Source organism: Mycoplasma sp. 6243, assembly GCF_051200785.1.
GTDB lineage: Bacteria > Bacillota_I > Bacilli_A > Mycoplasmatales > Metamycoplasmataceae > Mycoplasmopsis.
This window is the reverse complement of the sequence record NZ_CP195154.1, coordinates 650,454-668,209: the sequence shown is the minus strand read 5'-3', so window position 1 is coordinate 668,209 and position 17,756 is coordinate 650,454. Positions and strand designations below refer to the sequence as shown.

Here is a 17,756-nt window from a genome sequence, read left to right as displayed (position 1 = left end):
TTATCTAAAAAGGAGTACCAGATGAGTTTGATGCAACATTTGGAATATAATAATTTTGTTATTTCTAAAAATTTTAATATCTCTACAGATGATTTACATAACCTAAGACAATTTTATGGAAGTTTTTTAGGCCCTGAAGGAGTATGTTTATACGAGTATTTACTGGATTTAGCAGGTGGGCAAGATTATAGTGTGGTTGAATATGATTTTTCAACATTAGCAATTTTTATAAATATACACGAATCACAACTTCAATCGGCTCGTGTCCGTTTAGAAGGAGCTGGTTTGATTAATACATATAAAGATAATAAAAAAGCCTTAACAATTTTTGAAATTCAAAAACCACTTACACCTGAAAATATCCAGCGAAATACCTTTTTGACTAATTTAATTGTAAGTAAAATAGGGAAGATAAATTTTGATAAGTTCATAAAATCCAGAAGGCAAAAAATTGTGTCTTCATATGAATTTAATTATGAAGATATTACATCAGATTTTTTTAGTGTTTTTTCAACTGTAAATCAAACAGAATCAGAGCAAATTGAAAGAAAATTAATTATGAATCAAGGTGCTACTTTAATAAGTGATCAAGAAATTAAGGTTTATACTAAAAAACATAACCTTCCTATTCCATTAGAAATAGGAAATGTACAATATTCTAATGCATATGAAGCAATTTTAAAACTTACACCACAGGCTTTTTTTAAACAACTAAGTAATGAAGAAATTTCATCAGCTGATGAAATTTCATTAAAAACATGAACAGATAGAATTCCAGAAAGCAAATGTTTAAACTTAATTATGTATATAGCACGTTTAAAATATAAAAGCGATAAGTGACATAAACACATCTGAACAATGATTTTAGAAATAAGCTCACAAAACTTGTTTAAATTTGAAGATATTGAAAAATATTTAGATGGTAAATTAAAAATTGATAAGAGATACACCCATATTTTTGAGCAAAAAACTGTATTAAAACAAGATTTTCTTACTAGAAAGACTAGTTAATGTTTGATTTTTCAAAACCCAGATCTAATTTTCAAAACCCACATCTTTCTTTAACAAATTTACCATCAAAACAACAAGTTATTAATGAAATTAAACAAAATCCAATATTATCACCTATTTTTAAAACATTAGCATTTACAGAGAATGATATTATTAATTCATATGCCAATTTAATTGACTATGTTCAAGAACAAAATGACCCGAATCGTTTATTTATTACAAATATTAAACGTGGGTATAATGGTCAAATAAATTTTACCAAGACACTTAATCACAAATCACCTTATATAACTGACTATAAATTATTGAATAACATAAAATTTAAATACATTTCTTCACCGATGACATCTGAAAGTTTGTCACATTTACAAATTACCTCAGAATCAGAAAGTGGATTTAAACATATGATGGAAATAAATTCACCATGATTAATTAATGAAAATAAATTTCGTGGGTTTTTCTTATACGGTGATGCAGAAAGTTCACGAAATCTAATGTTATCAGCTTTGACTAACGAATTTGCTTTAATGAATAAAAAAGTTGCCTATTTAAATATTAATAATTTAGATTCATATTCAAAAACTTTCATAAGACGCAATAGCGAAGATATAGTAAGTGAAATTAATGATTTTTTAACCAGTATTTTGTACTTAGATGTAATTATTTTTGACGAACTTGGACTAAAAAAGTTTTCAAATTGATTTTTAGAAACTTTTTTAGAACCTTTATTAACAGAATGTGTAGCGAATAAAAAAATAGTTATTTTCGGTTCTTATTATACCCCTGAATTACTGGATAAACAGTTTTTCAAAGACGGGTATAAAGATGATCGAAACGGATTAACACCGATGGCTAAAAAAATACTAATGCTTATAAATAAACTATCAAACTATCGTTCCTTATGAATTGGTAATAAAAAGGATAAATAATGAAAATTATCTTAGCAGGAACACCTGAATTTGCTGTTAAACCCTTTGAACAAGTGATAAATAACTTTGATGTAGTTGCCATTGTCAGTCAGCCAGATCGTCCAGCATCACGTGGATATAAAGTAAATCCTACACCAGTGAAATTACTTGCAAAAAAATATAATATTCCTTTATATCAACCCCAGAAAATATCGCAAATCTATGAGCAGTTAGCATCATATCAAGTTGATATATTTTTAACTTGTGCTTTCGGTCAATATATCCCGACCAAAATTCTTGATTTACCAAAAATAGCATCTATAAATATTCATGGTTCTTTACTTCCTAAATATCGTGGAGCAGCACCGATTCAATATAGTTTGTTAAATAACGATTCAGAAACAGGAATTTCACTAATATATATGACCAAAGAATTTGATGCAGGAGACATTCTGTTTACATCAAAAATTGCTATCTTACCAAGAGATACATCACAAACAATGTTTGAAAAACTTTCAAATTTAGCTTCTGAAAATATAGTAAAATGACTAAAAGATATAGAGTTGAATAAAATAAATCCTATAAAACAAGACGTATCCAAAGTAGTTTTGTCTCCTAAGTTAAGTAAAGATGATGCACTTTTAACTAGTTATATGAGTAAACAACAAGCATTTAATATCATACGTTGTTTTTCAAGCAATCCGGGTGCATATATAATTTATCAAAATAAACGCTTGAAAGTATATTATGCTTATTTTGAGCCAATTAAGAATGCAATAAAGTTAGATTTTAGTGACGGTTCATTATATGCTAGTGATTATCAATTCGAATCTAAAAGACGGGTAATTTTAAAATAATAAGATATAATTATATAATGAAATACAAGGTCGGTGATATTGTTATAGCAAAAGTGTTTAAAGTAGGTCCACAATATGTTTCATTGCAAACCAAGGATTCTACTAAGTTTTTTATTTATCGCGAAGATATTAGCGATTATAAACCTTGCAAAATTTACGATATATTCAAAATAGGAGATATCGTAAATTTTGTCTGTTTATATTTTAATATAAACAAAAACTATGGATATGGAAGTTATAAAAAAAATCATCCTAATGAATTAAGAACATATGGAAATTATTGATTAAAAGAAACTTCAAAAGGTTTTAAAAACTTAATTAATTATATGAACATACGCATCAAGGAATTTGCAAAACGAGAAAATAACCAGGATGTAAATAAAGATGTCAAAGGTTAAAATAAATACTTTATATAAAGCAAAATATCTACAAAAAGAATTAGACATTTTTAACACTAGCATTATCAGTAAACTTAAAAGTTTAAATTTTAAAGGTTCACAACACCTAGGATTTGATGATATAGCAATAAATTATAGTGTTAAAGGATTTAATAATATTATTAATTTTTGTAATTTATTATATAAAAATAATATTAAATATTTGCTAGTAATAGCATCAAAACAGACACAATTGATGCTTCAATCAGCACTTGAATTTATTTTTGGTAAATATGATTTTTATTCTGATGTAAAGATAAAATTAATTTTTATTAATAACGAAGATACAAAAGTTAACATTGAATCTAAGATTTATGCATATTTTCATCACTGTGATATAAAACATACAGGAATAATATTTTTAGATGTATTTGATAACATCAATAAATTAAAAAGTAAATGGCTGGTTGAATTAGTTCTATCAAAATTTAACCAGCATGCAAGTGAATTTTTTGTGCAAAAACTTATTTATTTTATTGGTAAAAAAGAATGGTTTGCTAATTTAGCAAAATATAATATCCCTGATTCTAATATATTGTTTGTCTCATCATCAGTTCATAACCAATTTTCTTTTTTCTCAGAGTTATATTTAGTATTATTAGCTACACAAGGAGTAAATTTAAATAAATTAATTCACGGGTATAAAAACATTTCTGAAAGTATTTATGCAAACGATTCATATTTTAACAAAGCACTAGGTTTGTTTTTACATTTAGTTAATTTTTATAAAGCAAACAACACAAAAAAAGATATTTCATTAAATATCTTTGTTGGTTATGATGATTTTTTAGAAAATTTATCAAAGGTGTTTGCTTACCATTTTAATATGCTTACAGTAAGAAAAAAAGTTTTTAATGATAGTTGTGTTTTTTCTCGGGATATTTCTAGCATAGGTCAATCTATTTTATCAAACGGTTTACCAAAAACCTTATTTTATTTTGTATTTAAACGTAAATATTTTGATTATCAATTATCTTCAAATATTGATTTTGATGATTTATTATCAAATCTTTCTAATTTTACCTTACATGCCTTTAAAAATACCAGTCTTAATTCTTTTAATAACTATTTTATTTCATATATTGATGATTCTAAATCTGTTGAGATAGAAATAGCTAATAACGATGAAGAAGCATTTGGAGAACTAATTGGTTTGTTATATTGAAGCAAAATATTATATGCAATTTATTATGATTTAGATTTATTTACATAAAAAGTTGGTAACACCAACTTTTTGTCTTAAAAGAAAAATTTTGTTGCTAATTTTATATAAATATATCCAGAAAATAACGAGAATAATTGTGCTATAAATAAAGGAATGTTTATTATATAAATTCAGTAATATAAATAACTATGATAATATGAAATATTAGGTATAAATTGCATAATAATTACAAATAAAAGTAATATAGGTATAGCAAAACTCATTAATAAAGTCTTTAGTTTACCTCAAAAGTTTGCTGAAATTTCCTGATTATTTTTTATCAATAACCCACGACATCCATCAACAATTATGTCACGTAATATGAATAATACTGTTGACCAAATTGGCGTATAAGAAATAACAGAAAGATAAATTAAAACAGAAGTTGTCATTATTTTATCAGCCAGAGGATCTCATAACTTACCAAAAGCAGTAATAATACGGTTTTTACGTGCTATTTTACCATCATAATAATCAGTAATCATCGCAGTGATAAAGATAATAAAAATAAGGATGTTAAAAATTAAATACATAATAGCTAAAAGCGAATTAGTTTGATTTAATACATCTTTATTTGCAAAGAAAATCGTTGCATTAATACTGATAAGGATAATAATTGGTATAACTAAAATAATTCTTATTAAAGTAAGTTTATTAGGAACATTAAATGATTTAATTCATTGCATTACGTTTTTCTAATAATCTTTCTTTATATTTTTCTTCAAAAGCAGATTCGATTTGTTCAGGCGTTTTTAAATCATCTACATTTGTTCGTGCAGCTTCCGTTGCTATTTTTTGTGCTTCTGGTACATATTTTTTAAAGTCAGCAAGCAGAATACTAAATTTCTTTTCTCAAAGATTAGAATTTAAATCTCTTAGCATCTGTATTTCTTGCACTTCTTTTTGAAATTTAGGATTTTGAATAATAAAATTTTTAAATTCATATTCATCTAAGATATCATTAAGAAGGCTTTTTGTAGCCATATTGATATGTGACATTTTGTATTCACCAATACTTACAACAAAATTTTCATGTGTTTGGTGATTTAAATCAATCAATTTATTTAACTTAACAGTAGTCTCATACCAATATAACTTCGAATTTCGTTCATATTCAGCAGCAGCAGCCTTTGTTCTTTTGTTTTCAACCTTAGTTTTAATTGATTGATAAACAAAATAACCTATTAGTGCAAGAATAACTACACCAAAAATAACTCATATAATAATCCCACTACCACCAAACGGAGAAGCAGTGGTATTAGTTGTAACTGAGCCTTGGTTTGCAGTCGGGGTTTCTTCAAACCTAATAATATTCATATATCTCCTTATTTTCTTTTAATTTGTAATCTTCATTTAAATGTTTTTTCAAGTCGACAACCTAAAGCGATTTGAGTTTTCAATTCTTCAATGTTTGGAGCTTTCTCTAGCTCACCTTTACTTAAGCGCATAATTATATCGATAAGCATTGCATTTATTAAGTTTTTACTAATCACTTCTTTGTTTTCAGGTTTTTCATATATTACGAATCCACCATCAGAAAGTCTTTCGTGAATAGCAACTTGAGTACCAGATACAAGTTGATTCATCTCCTTTTTTATTTCTTTTAATTCATCATTAATTTCGTTATAGCGTTCTGCTAATAACTTTAATTTTTCAATATCTACTGTATTATCCATAATTAAACTCCTAGATTTGGTAAATTAATAGGTGTATAAATATTCATATTTTGAATTATCGGGATGCCGATGTCTAATAATTCTTTGCTATGATGTTCGTTGTGTGATTTTGATGATATGATACCAACTTTTCAGGCAAATCATAAAACAAATAAATTCAGTCCAAAGAAAACCAAGGTTGATAAAGCATCAGAAAGAGTGGTTAAAATAGGTGCTGACATAACAGCAGGATCTTTTTTGAAGCGTATCGCTAAAAGTGGAATAGTAGTTCCTAAAAACTTAGCAAAAATTACTACAAATCATAAAGATAAAGAACTAGCAATAATGATAAATGATAATGTTACTCAGTCACCAATTTCATCTTTAAATTTTGGTGAAGCACTGTAAATACCATAATAAACATATAGACGCATAACATTTACCGTAAACATTATTGCACCAATTATCAAACCGACATTAAGTTCTTTGAAAATTACCTTTCGATATTCTTTTTTAGTAAAGTCACCTAATGCAGCAGCTCTGGTAATTGTTGTTGACGATTGTGAACCGGCATTTCCGGCGGCACCTGAGATAATAGGAATAAGTGAAACTATAATCGCTGTTGATACAGTAATACCAAGTCCTTTTATGACATTTTCAGAAAGATTTGTAAATTCTTGAATAATAAATTGTGATGCAGTTGCAGATAGCATAAGGATAATAAGTCATAAAACACGGGATTTGATAATTTTCAAAATTGATGTTTTTAAATAACTTTCTTCTGCTGCATCAGCATTAATACCAGCCATTTTATAAATATCCTCAGTTGCTTCATCTTGAATAATATCGATAACATCATCGGAAGTGATCATCCCGATAAGTCGGTTATCACTCGTTACAACTGGTAAAGTTGCTTTATCATGGTTTGAAAAAACCTGTGCTGCAAATTCTTTATCATCAGTAGGTTTAACACTTGCAACAGCATTATATATATCTTCAAGTAAGACATCTTCATCGGAAAAAACAAGTTCTTCTAATGTTACATCACCTAATAAAAAACCATGTGGATCAGTTATGTAAAAATTATAACCCATTAAAATATTTTGATTATAATCTCTTTTAATTTTAGCAATCGCTTTTTTACAAGTTCAATTGGATTTAAGGATTGAAATATCCACACTCATGTAACTTCCGACTTGATCATCATTAAATGAAAGAATTTGATTAATTTTTTCCCTTTTTTCCTTAGGTGTCTGTGAAAGAATTTTGCGAGTTAAATTTGCTGGTAATTCTTCTAAAATGTCTGCTAATTCATCAGTCTCGATTTCTTGCAAAACTTTCTGTCCTAAGTCATCAGTAAATAAATTAACAAGTTTAATTTTTACATCATCATCTAAGTATGAAAAAACTTCAGCAGCTTCTTCAGTTTTTAAAATACGCAAAATATAAATTTGATGTTCGTCAGGAAGTGATTCAACCGCCTTAGCGAAGTCAGCATGTGGTGTATCTTCTTCAAGATCCCGAATTTTCTTAACACTTTTCTCTTTTGTTAAAATTCGAAGTTTACCAATAAGAGTAGCAAGGGTAATTTCAACTGTGTTGTTTTCCATAATTACTCCTTAAGATACTTAATCAATTGTTCTTGAAATTCATTCATTTTAATTATTTCAATGCTACTACGTTTCATAAATCTTATCGAACCATTTTCTTCAGAAACAACAATTGTAACTGCATCAGATTGTTCAGAAATACCAATTGCAGCACGATGACGTGAACCGTAATCTGCATTTACTGATTTACTTGTAATTTTATAAAATGTAGCAGCATAATATATCCGACTTTCACGTATTACTACTGCCCCATCATGTAAAGGAGATTCTTTGTTAAAAATTGAAATAAGCAGAGAACTAGAAATATTTGCATCTAAAACAACACCATCAGTTCTCAAATTATCAATATTTTCTGTGTTCTCAATGGTAATTAATGCACCTATTTTATGTTTTGATAAATATTCAACTGTTTCTCGCAACTGATTGATTAAACGGATTTGACTACTTTTACCGAGTTTATCATATTTATTCTTTTTTAATTTTGAACTAAAAAATGTGTGTATGGTAGGTCATAAAATTATTATTATAATTACAGTTAATAAAATTAAAATAATTATTAATAATACTAAAATTGCATCATCCAAGATAACTTCCTATAAGGTTTTACCGATAAAGAATGCTATTAATAATAAACCAATAATCAAAATTAAAACTAAAAATGAGATAAATAAGTTTTTTGTTAAATCACGTTTAATTCAAGGGAGTTGTTTTTGTTGTTCTTTATAGATTTGTTTTTGTTGTTTCTGTTTTGCTTTTGCTATTGCATATGCAATTTCTTCTTGCCTAAATTGCACAAATTTATCTTTTTTTTCCATAAATCCCCCTAATTTTTATAATTATATAGTTTTATAATTATATATTTTTTTCTTTCTTTTGTTATTAAAAAATAAGTTAAAATAGTCGCTTTAGATAATAACTTGTTATGTATTATGTTGGAATGACATATATAAATATATATCAAAACTTATCAAAGTATAATTAATAATGAAATAACAAAAAGGAAAATTTAGCAGAAGTTATATAAATTTCACAGTTAATAAGATATAAGTACTAGAAGTATTCATATTCTAGTTTGTTAATTTAGACAAATTCTTAATTAAAAAAACCAAAAAATGATAGAATTAATATATATGTTTAAAAAGAAATTTAAACTGCTTTTATGATTTTCACTCCCATCAATTTTTTTAACTACTGTTTCATGTAGTTCGATTAGCGTTGAATCTGAACTAAAGGATTTTCATAATTTTTATCTTAATACAAGAAAAGAAAATAATCCGAGATATAAATATTTACTTGCCTTAGTTACCTATTTTGATAATTCTTTTAAGCAAACTTTTGAGCAATTAAGACATGGAAGCGGAGAAATTGCAGCAAAAGATTTAACAAAATTTGCAGCATCGATACAGGCAAAACATAAATTATTTAATCTTTTAAAGAACGAATTATCTATAATCCCACTAGAGAAAATAAATGATCCAAACCAAGGTATTGCTTCATTAACTTTTTTAGAAAAATATAAGTTTATACACGGAGAAAACGAGAATCGTTTTCGTTCTTTAAAAGACACAACCAATGATTTTTTATATCTTGGGGATTTTAATTTATTATCACAAGGATTGTTGTATAATCATTTTATAGATATAAATTCACAATATTTTCCAAGAGATATTAATTCAGATATATATATTTTTTATAATCAATTCCAAGGTTTTATCACACTTGCAGACCAAGGAAAAAAGAATTTATTTTATAATTTAGCAAAGAATGTAAATTCTAATAATCACCTTGATAAAAGATTGAAGAAATATCAGCAATTGATTAGTCAAAATGTTAAAGAAAAATCTAATTTGACTAATATACAGTCAAATTGAGAAAAACTGTTAAAAGTTCAAAAAGAACTTATAGCATATTTTGGACCATTTTTTGATGATATGAGACAAATATTCCAGGCAATTGATACATCGTTTTTTAAAACATTATCATTTGAACCGATTTTGGGTGAATCAGATTTTCTAAAAATAAAAAATTATTTTAACTTTTTAACTACATTTTCAGATGTGTATTATATAACTATGAGTGATTTAATGCTTTCAAAACAGGATATAAATGATAAAATTAATAACTTGATTTTAAATATGCAAAATTCAGATGTTTTTAATAACACCGAACTAAATAAATTTAAAAACAACTTAAATAATCTATCGAATGAACAAATTTATAAGAAATTATTAAATATATTTAACGATGGATATAATACTAATGAGTTTAAAAAACAGATGATGCAGAAAATAAATAATTACATAGATAAGCACAGTAAGGAGCAATATGAAAATAGGTAATTCAAAAGTAGCAATTGATGCAATTAATAAATATGAAAATATAATTATTTTTCACCATATTCGTCCTGATGGTGACTGTTTAGGTTCTCAATTTGGTTTAAAAGAACTTATTAAAACAAACTTTCCAAATAAAAAAGTTTATACGGTAGGTGATAATGTAGGCGTTTTTGATTTTATGAACTATGATTTTGATAAAATTGAAGACATCGATTTTAACAATTCATTAGCAATAGTTGTTGATGCATCAAGTGGAGATCGGATTCGGTGTGCTGAACTTTTATATCAAAAATTAACTACTGCAAGATTAAGAATTGATCATCATCCAAATGAAGCAGATATTGATTATGAATATAATTGAATTGATGAGCATTATGTAGCGGCCGCAGAGATGATTGCACAATTAGCTTATGATGCAGGTTGAAAAGTATCAAAGCGTGCATCAGAACATATTTATTTAGGTATTAATACAGATTCAGGACGCTTTTTATTTCCTGACACATCGCAGCGAACATATCAACTTGTAGCATTTTTAATGCAAAATGGGTTCCATCCACAAAACATTTTGAGACAACTAAGTAAGAGAAGTTTAAAAGATATAAAAATAATTGGTAAAATTCTTTCAGAATTCAAACAATCAAACAGAGTTTTATATTATGAAATCAAACAAGATTTTTTAAATGAATTTGAAATCAATTCCTTACAGGCAGCATTATATGTCAATGAGTTAGCAAATATTGAAAATAATTTATGTTGAGCTTTATTTATCCAACTTGAAGATGGTAGAATACGTGGTAGATTACGTTCAAGTGGACCGTTAGTAAATGTTGTTGCAAACAAATATAATGGTGGTGGACACGATAATGCAGCAGGAATTACATTAGAAAACTGAAACCAAGTTAATGATGTTTTAAAGGACTTGAATCAAAGCATAAGTGATTGAGAGGAAAAATGCGAGTAGGTAATTTAACAGATATTAAAAATGCAATTGAAAAATATGATAATATAGTTATTTTTCATCACATTCGTCCCGATGGAGATTGTCTAGGTTCACAATTTGCACTAAAAGAGTTAATTCAAGATAACTTCCCACATAAGATGGTTTATGCAATTGGTGACCATCAAGATGCTTTTAAGTTTATGAATTTTGAACACGATTTGATCCCTAATGATGAAATCTTGGCAAAATCACTTGGGATTGTTGTGGATGCTAATTTCAAAGAGAGAATTGAATTTAGTGATGTTTTAGATAAAAACTTGTTTGCTCAAGTTATTAGGATAGATCACCATCCTAATGAAGATGATTTAGCGGAAAATGCTATTAGATGGGTTGATTCAACATATGTAGCCGCTGATGAAATGGTAACTGAATTAGCAGTTGAAAGCAATTGAAAAATAACACCAAAGGCTGCTAATTATTTATATTTAGGGATTTATACCGATTCAGGACGCTTTTTATATAATAACACTTGTGCAAGGACTTTTAATTTAGTTGCACATTTATATCAAGCAGGATTAGATGCAGATTTTATTCATAAGAATTTATCTCAAACAACCTTGGAAGACTTAAAATTTAATGCCTGATTGATGTCTACTTTAAAAACTCGCGAAGGGGTAGCATACATTCAAAATGACTTGCTTACCACAAAAAAATATGGAAAAACTTCTCAAGGTTCATTGCGTGTAAATTCGATTGCGAATATCAAAGGGTTTCCGATTTGAGTGCAATTTTTAGAAGAAGAAGATGGTAGGGTGCGTGTTGAATTTCGTTCAAATGGTCCAATAGTTCGTAATGTAGCCTTAAAATGAGGCGGTGGTGGTCATGAACGCGCCGCTGGTTGCATTATTGATAGTTTTGATCAAGTTGAATCAGTGATTGATGATTGTGCTTATGAAGTTGAAAGATATACAAGTGAGCAAGAATAGCAAAAAGTGCATTTTTATGCATTTTTTCTATGCTAATTATAGTTTTTAGCAAATGTGATATAATAAAATCATATGAGTATCTTCAAATTAAATGCGCAGTATCAACCATCTGGTGATCAACCACAGGCTATATCATTTCTTGTGAACGGCATAAACAAGCACCATAAACATCAAGTGCTTCATGGTGTCACTGGTTCTGGAAAAACCTTTACAATAGCAAATGTGATTAAAGAGTTTGATAAACCTGTTTTAGTTTTATCGCACAATAAAACCTTAGCTAGTCAACTTTATTCTGAATTAAAAAACTTCTTTCCTGATAATGCTGTTGAATACTATATATCATATTTTGATTACTTTAGACCTGAAGCTTACAAACCTAATACAGATACTTATATAGAAAAAGATTCGCGTACAAATGAGCAAATTGAAGTAATGCGATTGAGTGCAATAAACTCATTGATTACTCGCAAAGATGTGATTGTAGTAGCATCAGTTAGTGCGATTTATGGTGCATTAAATCCAGATGTATACCGTGAATCTTTTTATCGTTTCTATGTAGGATTGCAAATAAGCAAAAAAGATTTTATTTATAAACTTATTAAAATTTTATACAACCGAAACGATGTTGAAGCAAAGCCTGGTGAATTTTCTGTTAAAGGTGATGAAGTTATCATCAGACCATCAGATAATGAAGAAGTTGCTGTGCGAGTTAGTTTTTTTGATGACATTATTGAAGAAATAGCTATTATTCATGCTTTAAATAAACATGTAATTGAAAAAAAGAAAATCTTTGTGCTAGTTCCCGGAGATGCTTATGCAACCGATGATAGCATATATGATCAAATTATCCCTAAAATCCGTTCTGAATTACATCAACGCCTTGCTGACTTTTATAAAGAAAACAAACTGCTGGAAGCGCAAAGACTGAATCAAAGAATTAGCAATGATTTAGATGAGTTATCTGAATTTAAGATGTGCAAAGGGATAGAAAATTATTCAATGTATTTAGATGGTAGAACTTTTGGTGAGCGACCATACACGCTTTTAGATTATTTCCCCCCTGAATCATTGTTTTTTATCGATGAATCGCATATGTCTATTCCGCAACTTAATGCAATGTATAAAGGGGATCATTCGCGAAAGCAAACCTTAGTAGATTACGGATTTAGACTTCCTTCTGCATTAGAAAATCGCCCTTTGAAGTTTGAAGAAACTGAAAATAATTTTGATTTTTTTAAAATCTATATTTCAGCAACTCCTGCTGAATACGAGTTAAATAAGGCACAAAATAATGTAACTAAGATGTTTATTAGACCAACAGGTTTAACTGACCCAGCGGTGGTGATTAAACCCACTGAAAACCAAATTCAGGACATTCATGATACTATTATTCAGCAACGACAAAGTGGTGGCAAAACTGTTGTAATTACTATTACTAAAGAAAGTTCAGAAAAGATTACTGAATATCTTATTTCACTTGGTATAAAGGCGGCATATATTCATTCGGAATTCAATACCTTTGAACGAAACGAACTGATTCGTAAATTACGTATCGGACAAATCGAGGTTTTAATCGGAATTAACTTACTACGTGAAGGAATTGATATTCCAGAAGTATCAAAAGTTTTAATTTTAGATGCTGGTGCACAAGGTTTTATGCGAACTGCCTCATCATTAATCCAAATTATCGGACGCGCATCACGGAATGCAAATGGACAGGCTGTTTTATATACGGATAATATTACTGAAGCAATCCAAATTACTTTGGATGACAACAAATTAAAAAGACAAAAACAACTTGAATATAATAAAATTCATAATATAACTCCTAAAACAATTACAAAAGCAATACCACCTTCTATTTATGCTGACGGGATGCAAGGAGCAATAGATTTAATTTTAAGAAAGAAAAAACAAACCAAAGAAAATCAATTTGCTAAAAAAGATGATGTGATTAAAGAATTAAGAAAACAAATGGAAGCAGCAGCAAAGCAACAAGATTATGAGCGTGCTATTCAGTTGCGAGATATGATGTTTGAGCTGCAAAAAGGAGAATAATGTATAAATATCAAGATATTTTAGATGACATTGATGTCATCCAAATTCGCTCTGTGGATGTTGTTTCAGTATACAATGCTTTTTTAAAAGTGTTTGCTATTGAAGTTGATAAAAATAATCCAGTTTATCACGAAGTAACTTGAAATAATTACCGTTCAAATGCAGGTTTTTCAAAACCGTTATATCGTTTCATTTTTTATATGTTTTATTATTTGAAAGACTTTAATTATGTTGGTAAAAATCTCGCAAGAGAACAAGCATTCGTAAAGATAAAAGAGTTGTTTGAACTCGATGCTACCTTTGAGTATCAAGCAAATTCACAGGCAGAAAACATTCTAGAGCAAGCAAAACAGATTTTTAGACTTGCTTATGTTGATGGTTCAACAAAAGATTTGTTAGTACTAGTAGAAGAATTTGATATATTAAAGGATACTGATAAAAAACAAGCATTAAAGAAGATTTATTTTGATTTTGAACCATTTAATGGGTGTGATATCCCAGATTAAAAACATCGTAATATTACGATGTTTTCTTTTGTTTATTCAAGTATTTATTACGAAGTTTTTCAATGTTTTTAGGATTTATATAATAAGAACCTAAAAAGTAAAATAAAACATAAATAAAGAATACAGGAATAGTATCATATTGGTATAACGATCACTGTAAATCCTTATTTTCATTATAAGCACTTGGAACTCATGCTATTGTTAGAGAAAGACCTAAAACCATAACTAAATACTGAAAATGATATGCTTTATATTTTTTATAAAAAATAAGTAAAAATACAGGAATTAAGGTAAAAATAGTTACCAATGTAGAAAGCACAATTAATACTCATCCTGGAACGACAAAATTAGTTATTATCCTTCAAGGAACCACTTTACCACTAAAAATAACTATAAAAATAATTATTGCAACAAAATAAATGTTAAAACCTAATACTCATCAATTACGAGTCTTTTTATTCACGGTTTTCCTTTAGTTTAAAAAGCATTTGCATAAATTCTTTTAAACCTATTGTAATAGTTTGTTCGCTTGCATAAGCACGATAAGAAATTTGGTTGGTGATTCTTTCTTTTTCACCTACTATTACTTGGAATTTCGATTTAGACATTTGTGCTTCGCGTACTTTTTTAGCTAATCTTTCATCTCTTAAATCTACTTTTGATCTGATGAAGTTAGCAAAAAGTTTATCATTTATATCTTTTGCATATTCAATGTCACCATTATGGTTTGTTGCAGGGATAACAGTAACTTGCTTAGGTGCCAGTCAAAAAGGTAAAACTCCTTTTGTTTGCTCGATTAAAATAGCAACAAATCTTTCATAGGTTCCGATTAAACCACGGTGAATTAAAACAGGTCTTTCTTCTTGATTGTTTGAATTAGTAAATGTGATATCAAAACGTTGTGGTAGTAAAAAGTCTAATTGTAAGGTAGAAACTGTTATTTCGTGTCCTAGTGCTGTAAAAATTTGAATATCCATTTTTGGTCCATAAAAAGCAGCCTCACCAACTTTTTCGACATAATTTACACCTAAATCATTAAGCACGTCGCGTAATTGTGCTTCTGCTTCGTCTCACATCTGATCATCATTATAATATTTTTGAGTATCTGTTTTATCACGAAGTGATAAAGAAACATAACTAATTTGGATTTTAAATGCTTGTAATGTTTCCTTAATCAGTGAATACATGGATTTAAATTCCGATGCTATTTGATCTTTTCTTACAAAAAGATGTCCTTCAGTAAGTAGCATTCCACGAACTCTTTCTAATCCTGTTAAAGCACCTGATTTTTCATAACGATAAAGTTGTGATTGTTCACTATAACGAATTGGTAAATCGCGATATGAGCGTTTTTCACTGCTATAGCATATGATATGATGCGGACAAGTCATCGGACGTGCAATAAGTTGTTCATTTTCATCCATATAAATAGGTTTAAACATATCATCTTGGTAGTGTTCTAAGTGACCAGAAATTTGGTAAAGTTGTTTTTCTCCAAAATGTGGTGTTAAAACTTCGGTAAATCCATATTTTCGATCATTTTGTAATACTAAATTTCTTATTTCATTATGAATATACATTCCATCTTCTAATCAAAATGGCAATCCTTGTCCACCGAGTTTATTAAACATAAATAACTTTAATTCTTTACCTATTTTACGGTGATCTCTTTCCTTGCGATCTTGTAAAAGGGCTAAATAATCACTAAGTTGTTCAGCATTTTCTCACGATGTACCATAAATTCTAGTGAGCTGGATGTTATCGGAATTACCTCTTCAATATGCACCAGCAAGGTTTAAAAGTTTAAAATGTTTGATATTTTTAGTATTTTCAATATGTCCACCAGCACAAAGATCCACAAAAATAGTTTCATTATTTTGTGGGTCCTTTAATGCATAAAAAGTAATATCTTTTCCTGCTGTTTTTAATTCATTATATAATTCTTTTTTATATGGTTTATCGATAAAATCATATTCATCAATAGATACTTGCTGCATAATTAAATTTCTTGCTGCAAGCTTTTTCATCATTTTTTCAACTTTAGCTAATTGTGTATCTGAAAAAGGTTCAAAAAATTCAAAATCATAATAAAAACCTTCATCAGTTGCAGGACCAAAACCTAATTTAGTATTTGGATATAATTTTAAAATTGCTGCTGCTAATAGATGCGATGTAGTGTGGTTTAAATGTTTATCTGCTTTCATCGTTTTCTCCGTTAAATCCCATATTTTGCATTAGTTTGTTTATGATTGGTTTTGCTATTGCTTTAGCTTGAATTGCTCCTTGCTCTGCTACTAAATCAACTTTCATCAAAGCATCGTGATAATTTGCTTGAATTTTAATTAATAGATTTTTCACATCTAAAGCCACAGCAGATTTAAATTCTTTGTAATTTGCATTTTCAAACATTTTTGCACTTTCTTGCAAAGTAATATTATTTAATGCTGCATGGATGTTTAATAAGTTTAATATTCCAGGTTTGTCTTCAGAAATATATACTTTGTTTTCTGAGTCAGTTACAGCTTTTAGAACTTTATTATAAGCGCTTTGTGGATCTTCAAGCAAGTAAATAACACCTTTGTCACTTTGACTTTCAGATTTAGACATTTTTACATTTGGATTGCTTAAAGATTTAATCCTTGCACCAACTTTTGCGATATATGCATCAGGGATTTTAAAATCCATTTTATAGTTTTTATTAAGTCTATCAGCGATTTTGCGTGTTAATTCAAGATGTTGTGTTTGATCTTCACCAATAGGGACTAAATCAGGGTTATAAAGCAAAATATCAGCAGCCATTAATGTAGGGTACATCAAAAGTCCTGATGGAATTTTTTCAGTACCATTACCTTGTTTAAGTTTTTGTGATTTATCCTTAAATTGAGTCATACGAGATAGTTCACCAATTGTGGTTTCAGAAGTACAAAGTCATTGCAATAAGGTATGTTCATAGACATCCGATTGATAAAATATAATAGTTTTATCAGCATTTAATCCACATGCTAAATACATTGAAATAATACTTTTTCGTGCTTGATGTAGTTCTTTTGGATCAACTGCACCAGTTGTTAAAGCATGTAAATCTGCTACAAAAACCAGTGATTGAAATTCATTTTGTAGATTAATAAAATTTTTTATTGCACCGATATAGTTTCCTAATGTTAAATTACCTGTTGGTTTAATCCCACTTAAAAATCGCTTCATCGTTCTCCCAAAATAATATTATATTTTATATGTTTTAAATAAAA

The 17,756-nt window shown here is 28.2% G+C and carries 19 protein-coding genes; 10 read left to right on the top strand and 9 right to left on the bottom strand.

All coding sequences use genetic code 4. The annotated features are described in order from the left end of the window. Nucleotides 1-30 precede the first annotated feature (30 nt). The 5 genes from ACR82Z_RS02765 to ACR82Z_RS02745 are packed head-to-tail and all read left to right on the top strand — an operon-like array spanning nucleotide 31 to nucleotide 4,426. The gene (locus ACR82Z_RS02765) at nucleotides 31-1,011 is read left to right on the top strand and encodes a hypothetical protein (RefSeq protein ID WP_435128461.1); all 981 of its coding nucleotides are present in this window, start codon (nucleotides 31-33) and stop codon (nucleotides 1,009-1,011) included. After that, nucleotides 1,011-1,940 carry a hypothetical protein gene (locus ACR82Z_RS02760; protein ID WP_435128458.1) on the top strand — a complete coding sequence of 310 codons (930 nt, stop codon included), beginning with the start codon at nucleotides 1,011-1,013 and terminating at the stop codon, nucleotides 1,938-1,940. Before ACR82Z_RS02765 ends, ACR82Z_RS02760 begins: the two co-directional genes overlap by 1 nt. Then, entirely contained in the window at nucleotides 1,940-2,776 is an 837-nt protein-coding gene (fmt, locus tag ACR82Z_RS02755) for a methionyl-tRNA formyltransferase (protein ID WP_435128455.1), read from the top strand. Before ACR82Z_RS02760 ends, fmt begins: the two co-directional genes overlap by 1 nt. Before the next feature lie 17 nt (nucleotides 2,777-2,793). Then, nucleotides 2,794-3,174, top strand: a complete 381-nt coding sequence (locus ACR82Z_RS02750) for a hypothetical protein (RefSeq protein ID WP_435128452.1) — start codon at nucleotides 2,794-2,796, stop codon at nucleotides 3,172-3,174. After that, nucleotides 3,161-4,426 carry a hypothetical protein gene (locus ACR82Z_RS02745; protein WP_435128449.1) on the top strand — a complete coding sequence of 422 codons (1,266 nt, stop codon included), beginning with the start codon at nucleotides 3,161-3,163 and terminating at the stop codon, nucleotides 4,424-4,426. The genes ACR82Z_RS02750 and ACR82Z_RS02745 overlap by 14 nt, the downstream gene beginning before the upstream one ends. A gap of 26 nt (nucleotides 4,427-4,452) precedes the next feature. Here ACR82Z_RS02745 and pgsA read toward each other — a convergent pair whose 3' ends face one another. Genes pgsA through ACR82Z_RS02715 form a run of 6 tightly spaced genes read right to left on the bottom strand, consistent with a single transcriptional unit; the run spans nucleotide 4,453 to nucleotide 8,497 of the window. Continuing rightward, nucleotides 4,453-5,103 (bottom strand): CDP-diacylglycerol--glycerol-3-phosphate 3-phosphatidyltransferase, encoded by a 651-nt coding sequence (gene pgsA, locus ACR82Z_RS02740; RefSeq protein WP_435128446.1) that lies wholly within the window; start codon nucleotides 5,101-5,103, stop codon nucleotides 4,453-4,455. Next, the gene (locus ACR82Z_RS02735; RefSeq protein ID WP_435128443.1) at nucleotides 5,090-5,734 is read right to left on the bottom strand and encodes an MHJ_0274 family protein; all 645 of its coding nucleotides are present in this window, start codon (nucleotides 5,732-5,734) and stop codon (nucleotides 5,090-5,092) included. Before ACR82Z_RS02735 ends, pgsA begins: the two co-directional genes overlap by 14 nt. A gap of 8 nt (nucleotides 5,735-5,742) precedes the next feature. Beyond that, on the bottom strand, nucleotides 5,743-6,093 hold the full coding sequence (locus tag ACR82Z_RS02730) for a hypothetical protein (protein ID WP_435128440.1): 351 nt from the start codon (nucleotides 6,091-6,093) through the stop codon (nucleotides 5,743-5,745). A 2-nt stretch (nucleotides 6,094-6,095) separates the two neighbouring features. Further along, nucleotides 6,096-7,682 (bottom strand): magnesium transporter, encoded by a 1,587-nt coding sequence (gene mgtE, locus ACR82Z_RS02725; RefSeq protein WP_435128437.1) that lies wholly within the window; start codon nucleotides 7,680-7,682, stop codon nucleotides 6,096-6,098. A 2-nt stretch (nucleotides 7,683-7,684) separates the two neighbouring features. Then, nucleotides 7,685-8,266 carry a diadenylate cyclase gene (locus tag ACR82Z_RS02720; RefSeq protein ID WP_435128434.1) on the bottom strand — a complete coding sequence of 194 codons (582 nt, stop codon included), beginning with the start codon at nucleotides 8,264-8,266 and terminating at the stop codon, nucleotides 7,685-7,687. A 9-nt stretch (nucleotides 8,267-8,275) separates the two neighbouring features. Next, complete coding sequence (locus ACR82Z_RS02715) at nucleotides 8,276-8,497, bottom strand: hypothetical protein (RefSeq protein WP_435128431.1); 222 nt, start codon at nucleotides 8,495-8,497, stop codon at nucleotides 8,276-8,278. Nucleotides 8,498-8,812: 315 nt separating this feature from the next. Here ACR82Z_RS02715 and ACR82Z_RS02710 point away from each other — a divergent pair, with 315 nt between their 5' ends. The 5 genes from ACR82Z_RS02710 (at nucleotide 8,813) to ACR82Z_RS02690 (ending at nucleotide 14,508) form a co-directional block, all read left to right on the top strand. Further along, nucleotides 8,813-10,021: a hypothetical protein gene (locus tag ACR82Z_RS02710; protein ID WP_435128428.1), complete on the top strand. Its 1,209-nt coding sequence runs from the start codon at nucleotides 8,813-8,815 to the stop codon at nucleotides 10,019-10,021. Next, nucleotides 10,008-10,979, top strand: coding sequence for a DHH family phosphoesterase (locus tag ACR82Z_RS02705; protein ID WP_435128426.1), 972 nt, complete (start codon nucleotides 10,008-10,010; stop codon nucleotides 10,977-10,979). Before ACR82Z_RS02710 ends, ACR82Z_RS02705 begins: the two co-directional genes overlap by 14 nt. Then, entirely contained in the window at nucleotides 10,970-11,944 is a 975-nt protein-coding gene (locus ACR82Z_RS02700) for a DHH family phosphoesterase (RefSeq protein WP_435128423.1), read from the top strand. The genes ACR82Z_RS02705 and ACR82Z_RS02700 overlap by 10 nt, the downstream gene beginning before the upstream one ends. Before the next feature lie 72 nt (nucleotides 11,945-12,016). Next, nucleotides 12,017-14,002 (top strand): excinuclease ABC subunit UvrB, encoded by a 1,986-nt coding sequence (gene uvrB, locus ACR82Z_RS02695; RefSeq protein WP_435128420.1) that lies wholly within the window; start codon nucleotides 12,017-12,019, stop codon nucleotides 14,000-14,002. Continuing rightward, nucleotides 14,002-14,508, top strand: coding sequence for a hypothetical protein (locus tag ACR82Z_RS02690; RefSeq protein WP_435128417.1), 507 nt, complete (start codon nucleotides 14,002-14,004; stop codon nucleotides 14,506-14,508). Before uvrB ends, ACR82Z_RS02690 begins: the two co-directional genes overlap by 1 nt. 13 nt (nucleotides 14,509-14,521) lie before the next feature. Here the strand turns inward: ACR82Z_RS02690 and ACR82Z_RS02685 are convergent, their stop codons facing one another. The 3 genes from ACR82Z_RS02685 to trpS are packed head-to-tail and all read right to left on the bottom strand — an operon-like array spanning nucleotide 14,522 to nucleotide 17,712. Next, nucleotides 14,522-14,971: a hypothetical protein gene (locus ACR82Z_RS02685; protein WP_435128414.1), complete on the bottom strand. Its 450-nt coding sequence runs from the start codon at nucleotides 14,969-14,971 to the stop codon at nucleotides 14,522-14,524. Continuing rightward, nucleotides 14,964-16,712: a threonine--tRNA ligase gene (gene thrS, locus ACR82Z_RS02680; RefSeq protein WP_435128411.1), complete on the bottom strand. Its 1,749-nt coding sequence runs from the start codon at nucleotides 16,710-16,712 to the stop codon at nucleotides 14,964-14,966. Before thrS ends, ACR82Z_RS02685 begins: the two co-directional genes overlap by 8 nt. Then, entirely contained in the window at nucleotides 16,699-17,712 is a 1,014-nt protein-coding gene (trpS, locus tag ACR82Z_RS02675; protein ID WP_435128408.1) for a tryptophan--tRNA ligase, read from the bottom strand. The genes thrS and trpS overlap by 14 nt, the downstream gene beginning before the upstream one ends. Nucleotides 17,713-17,756 lie beyond the last annotated feature (44 nt).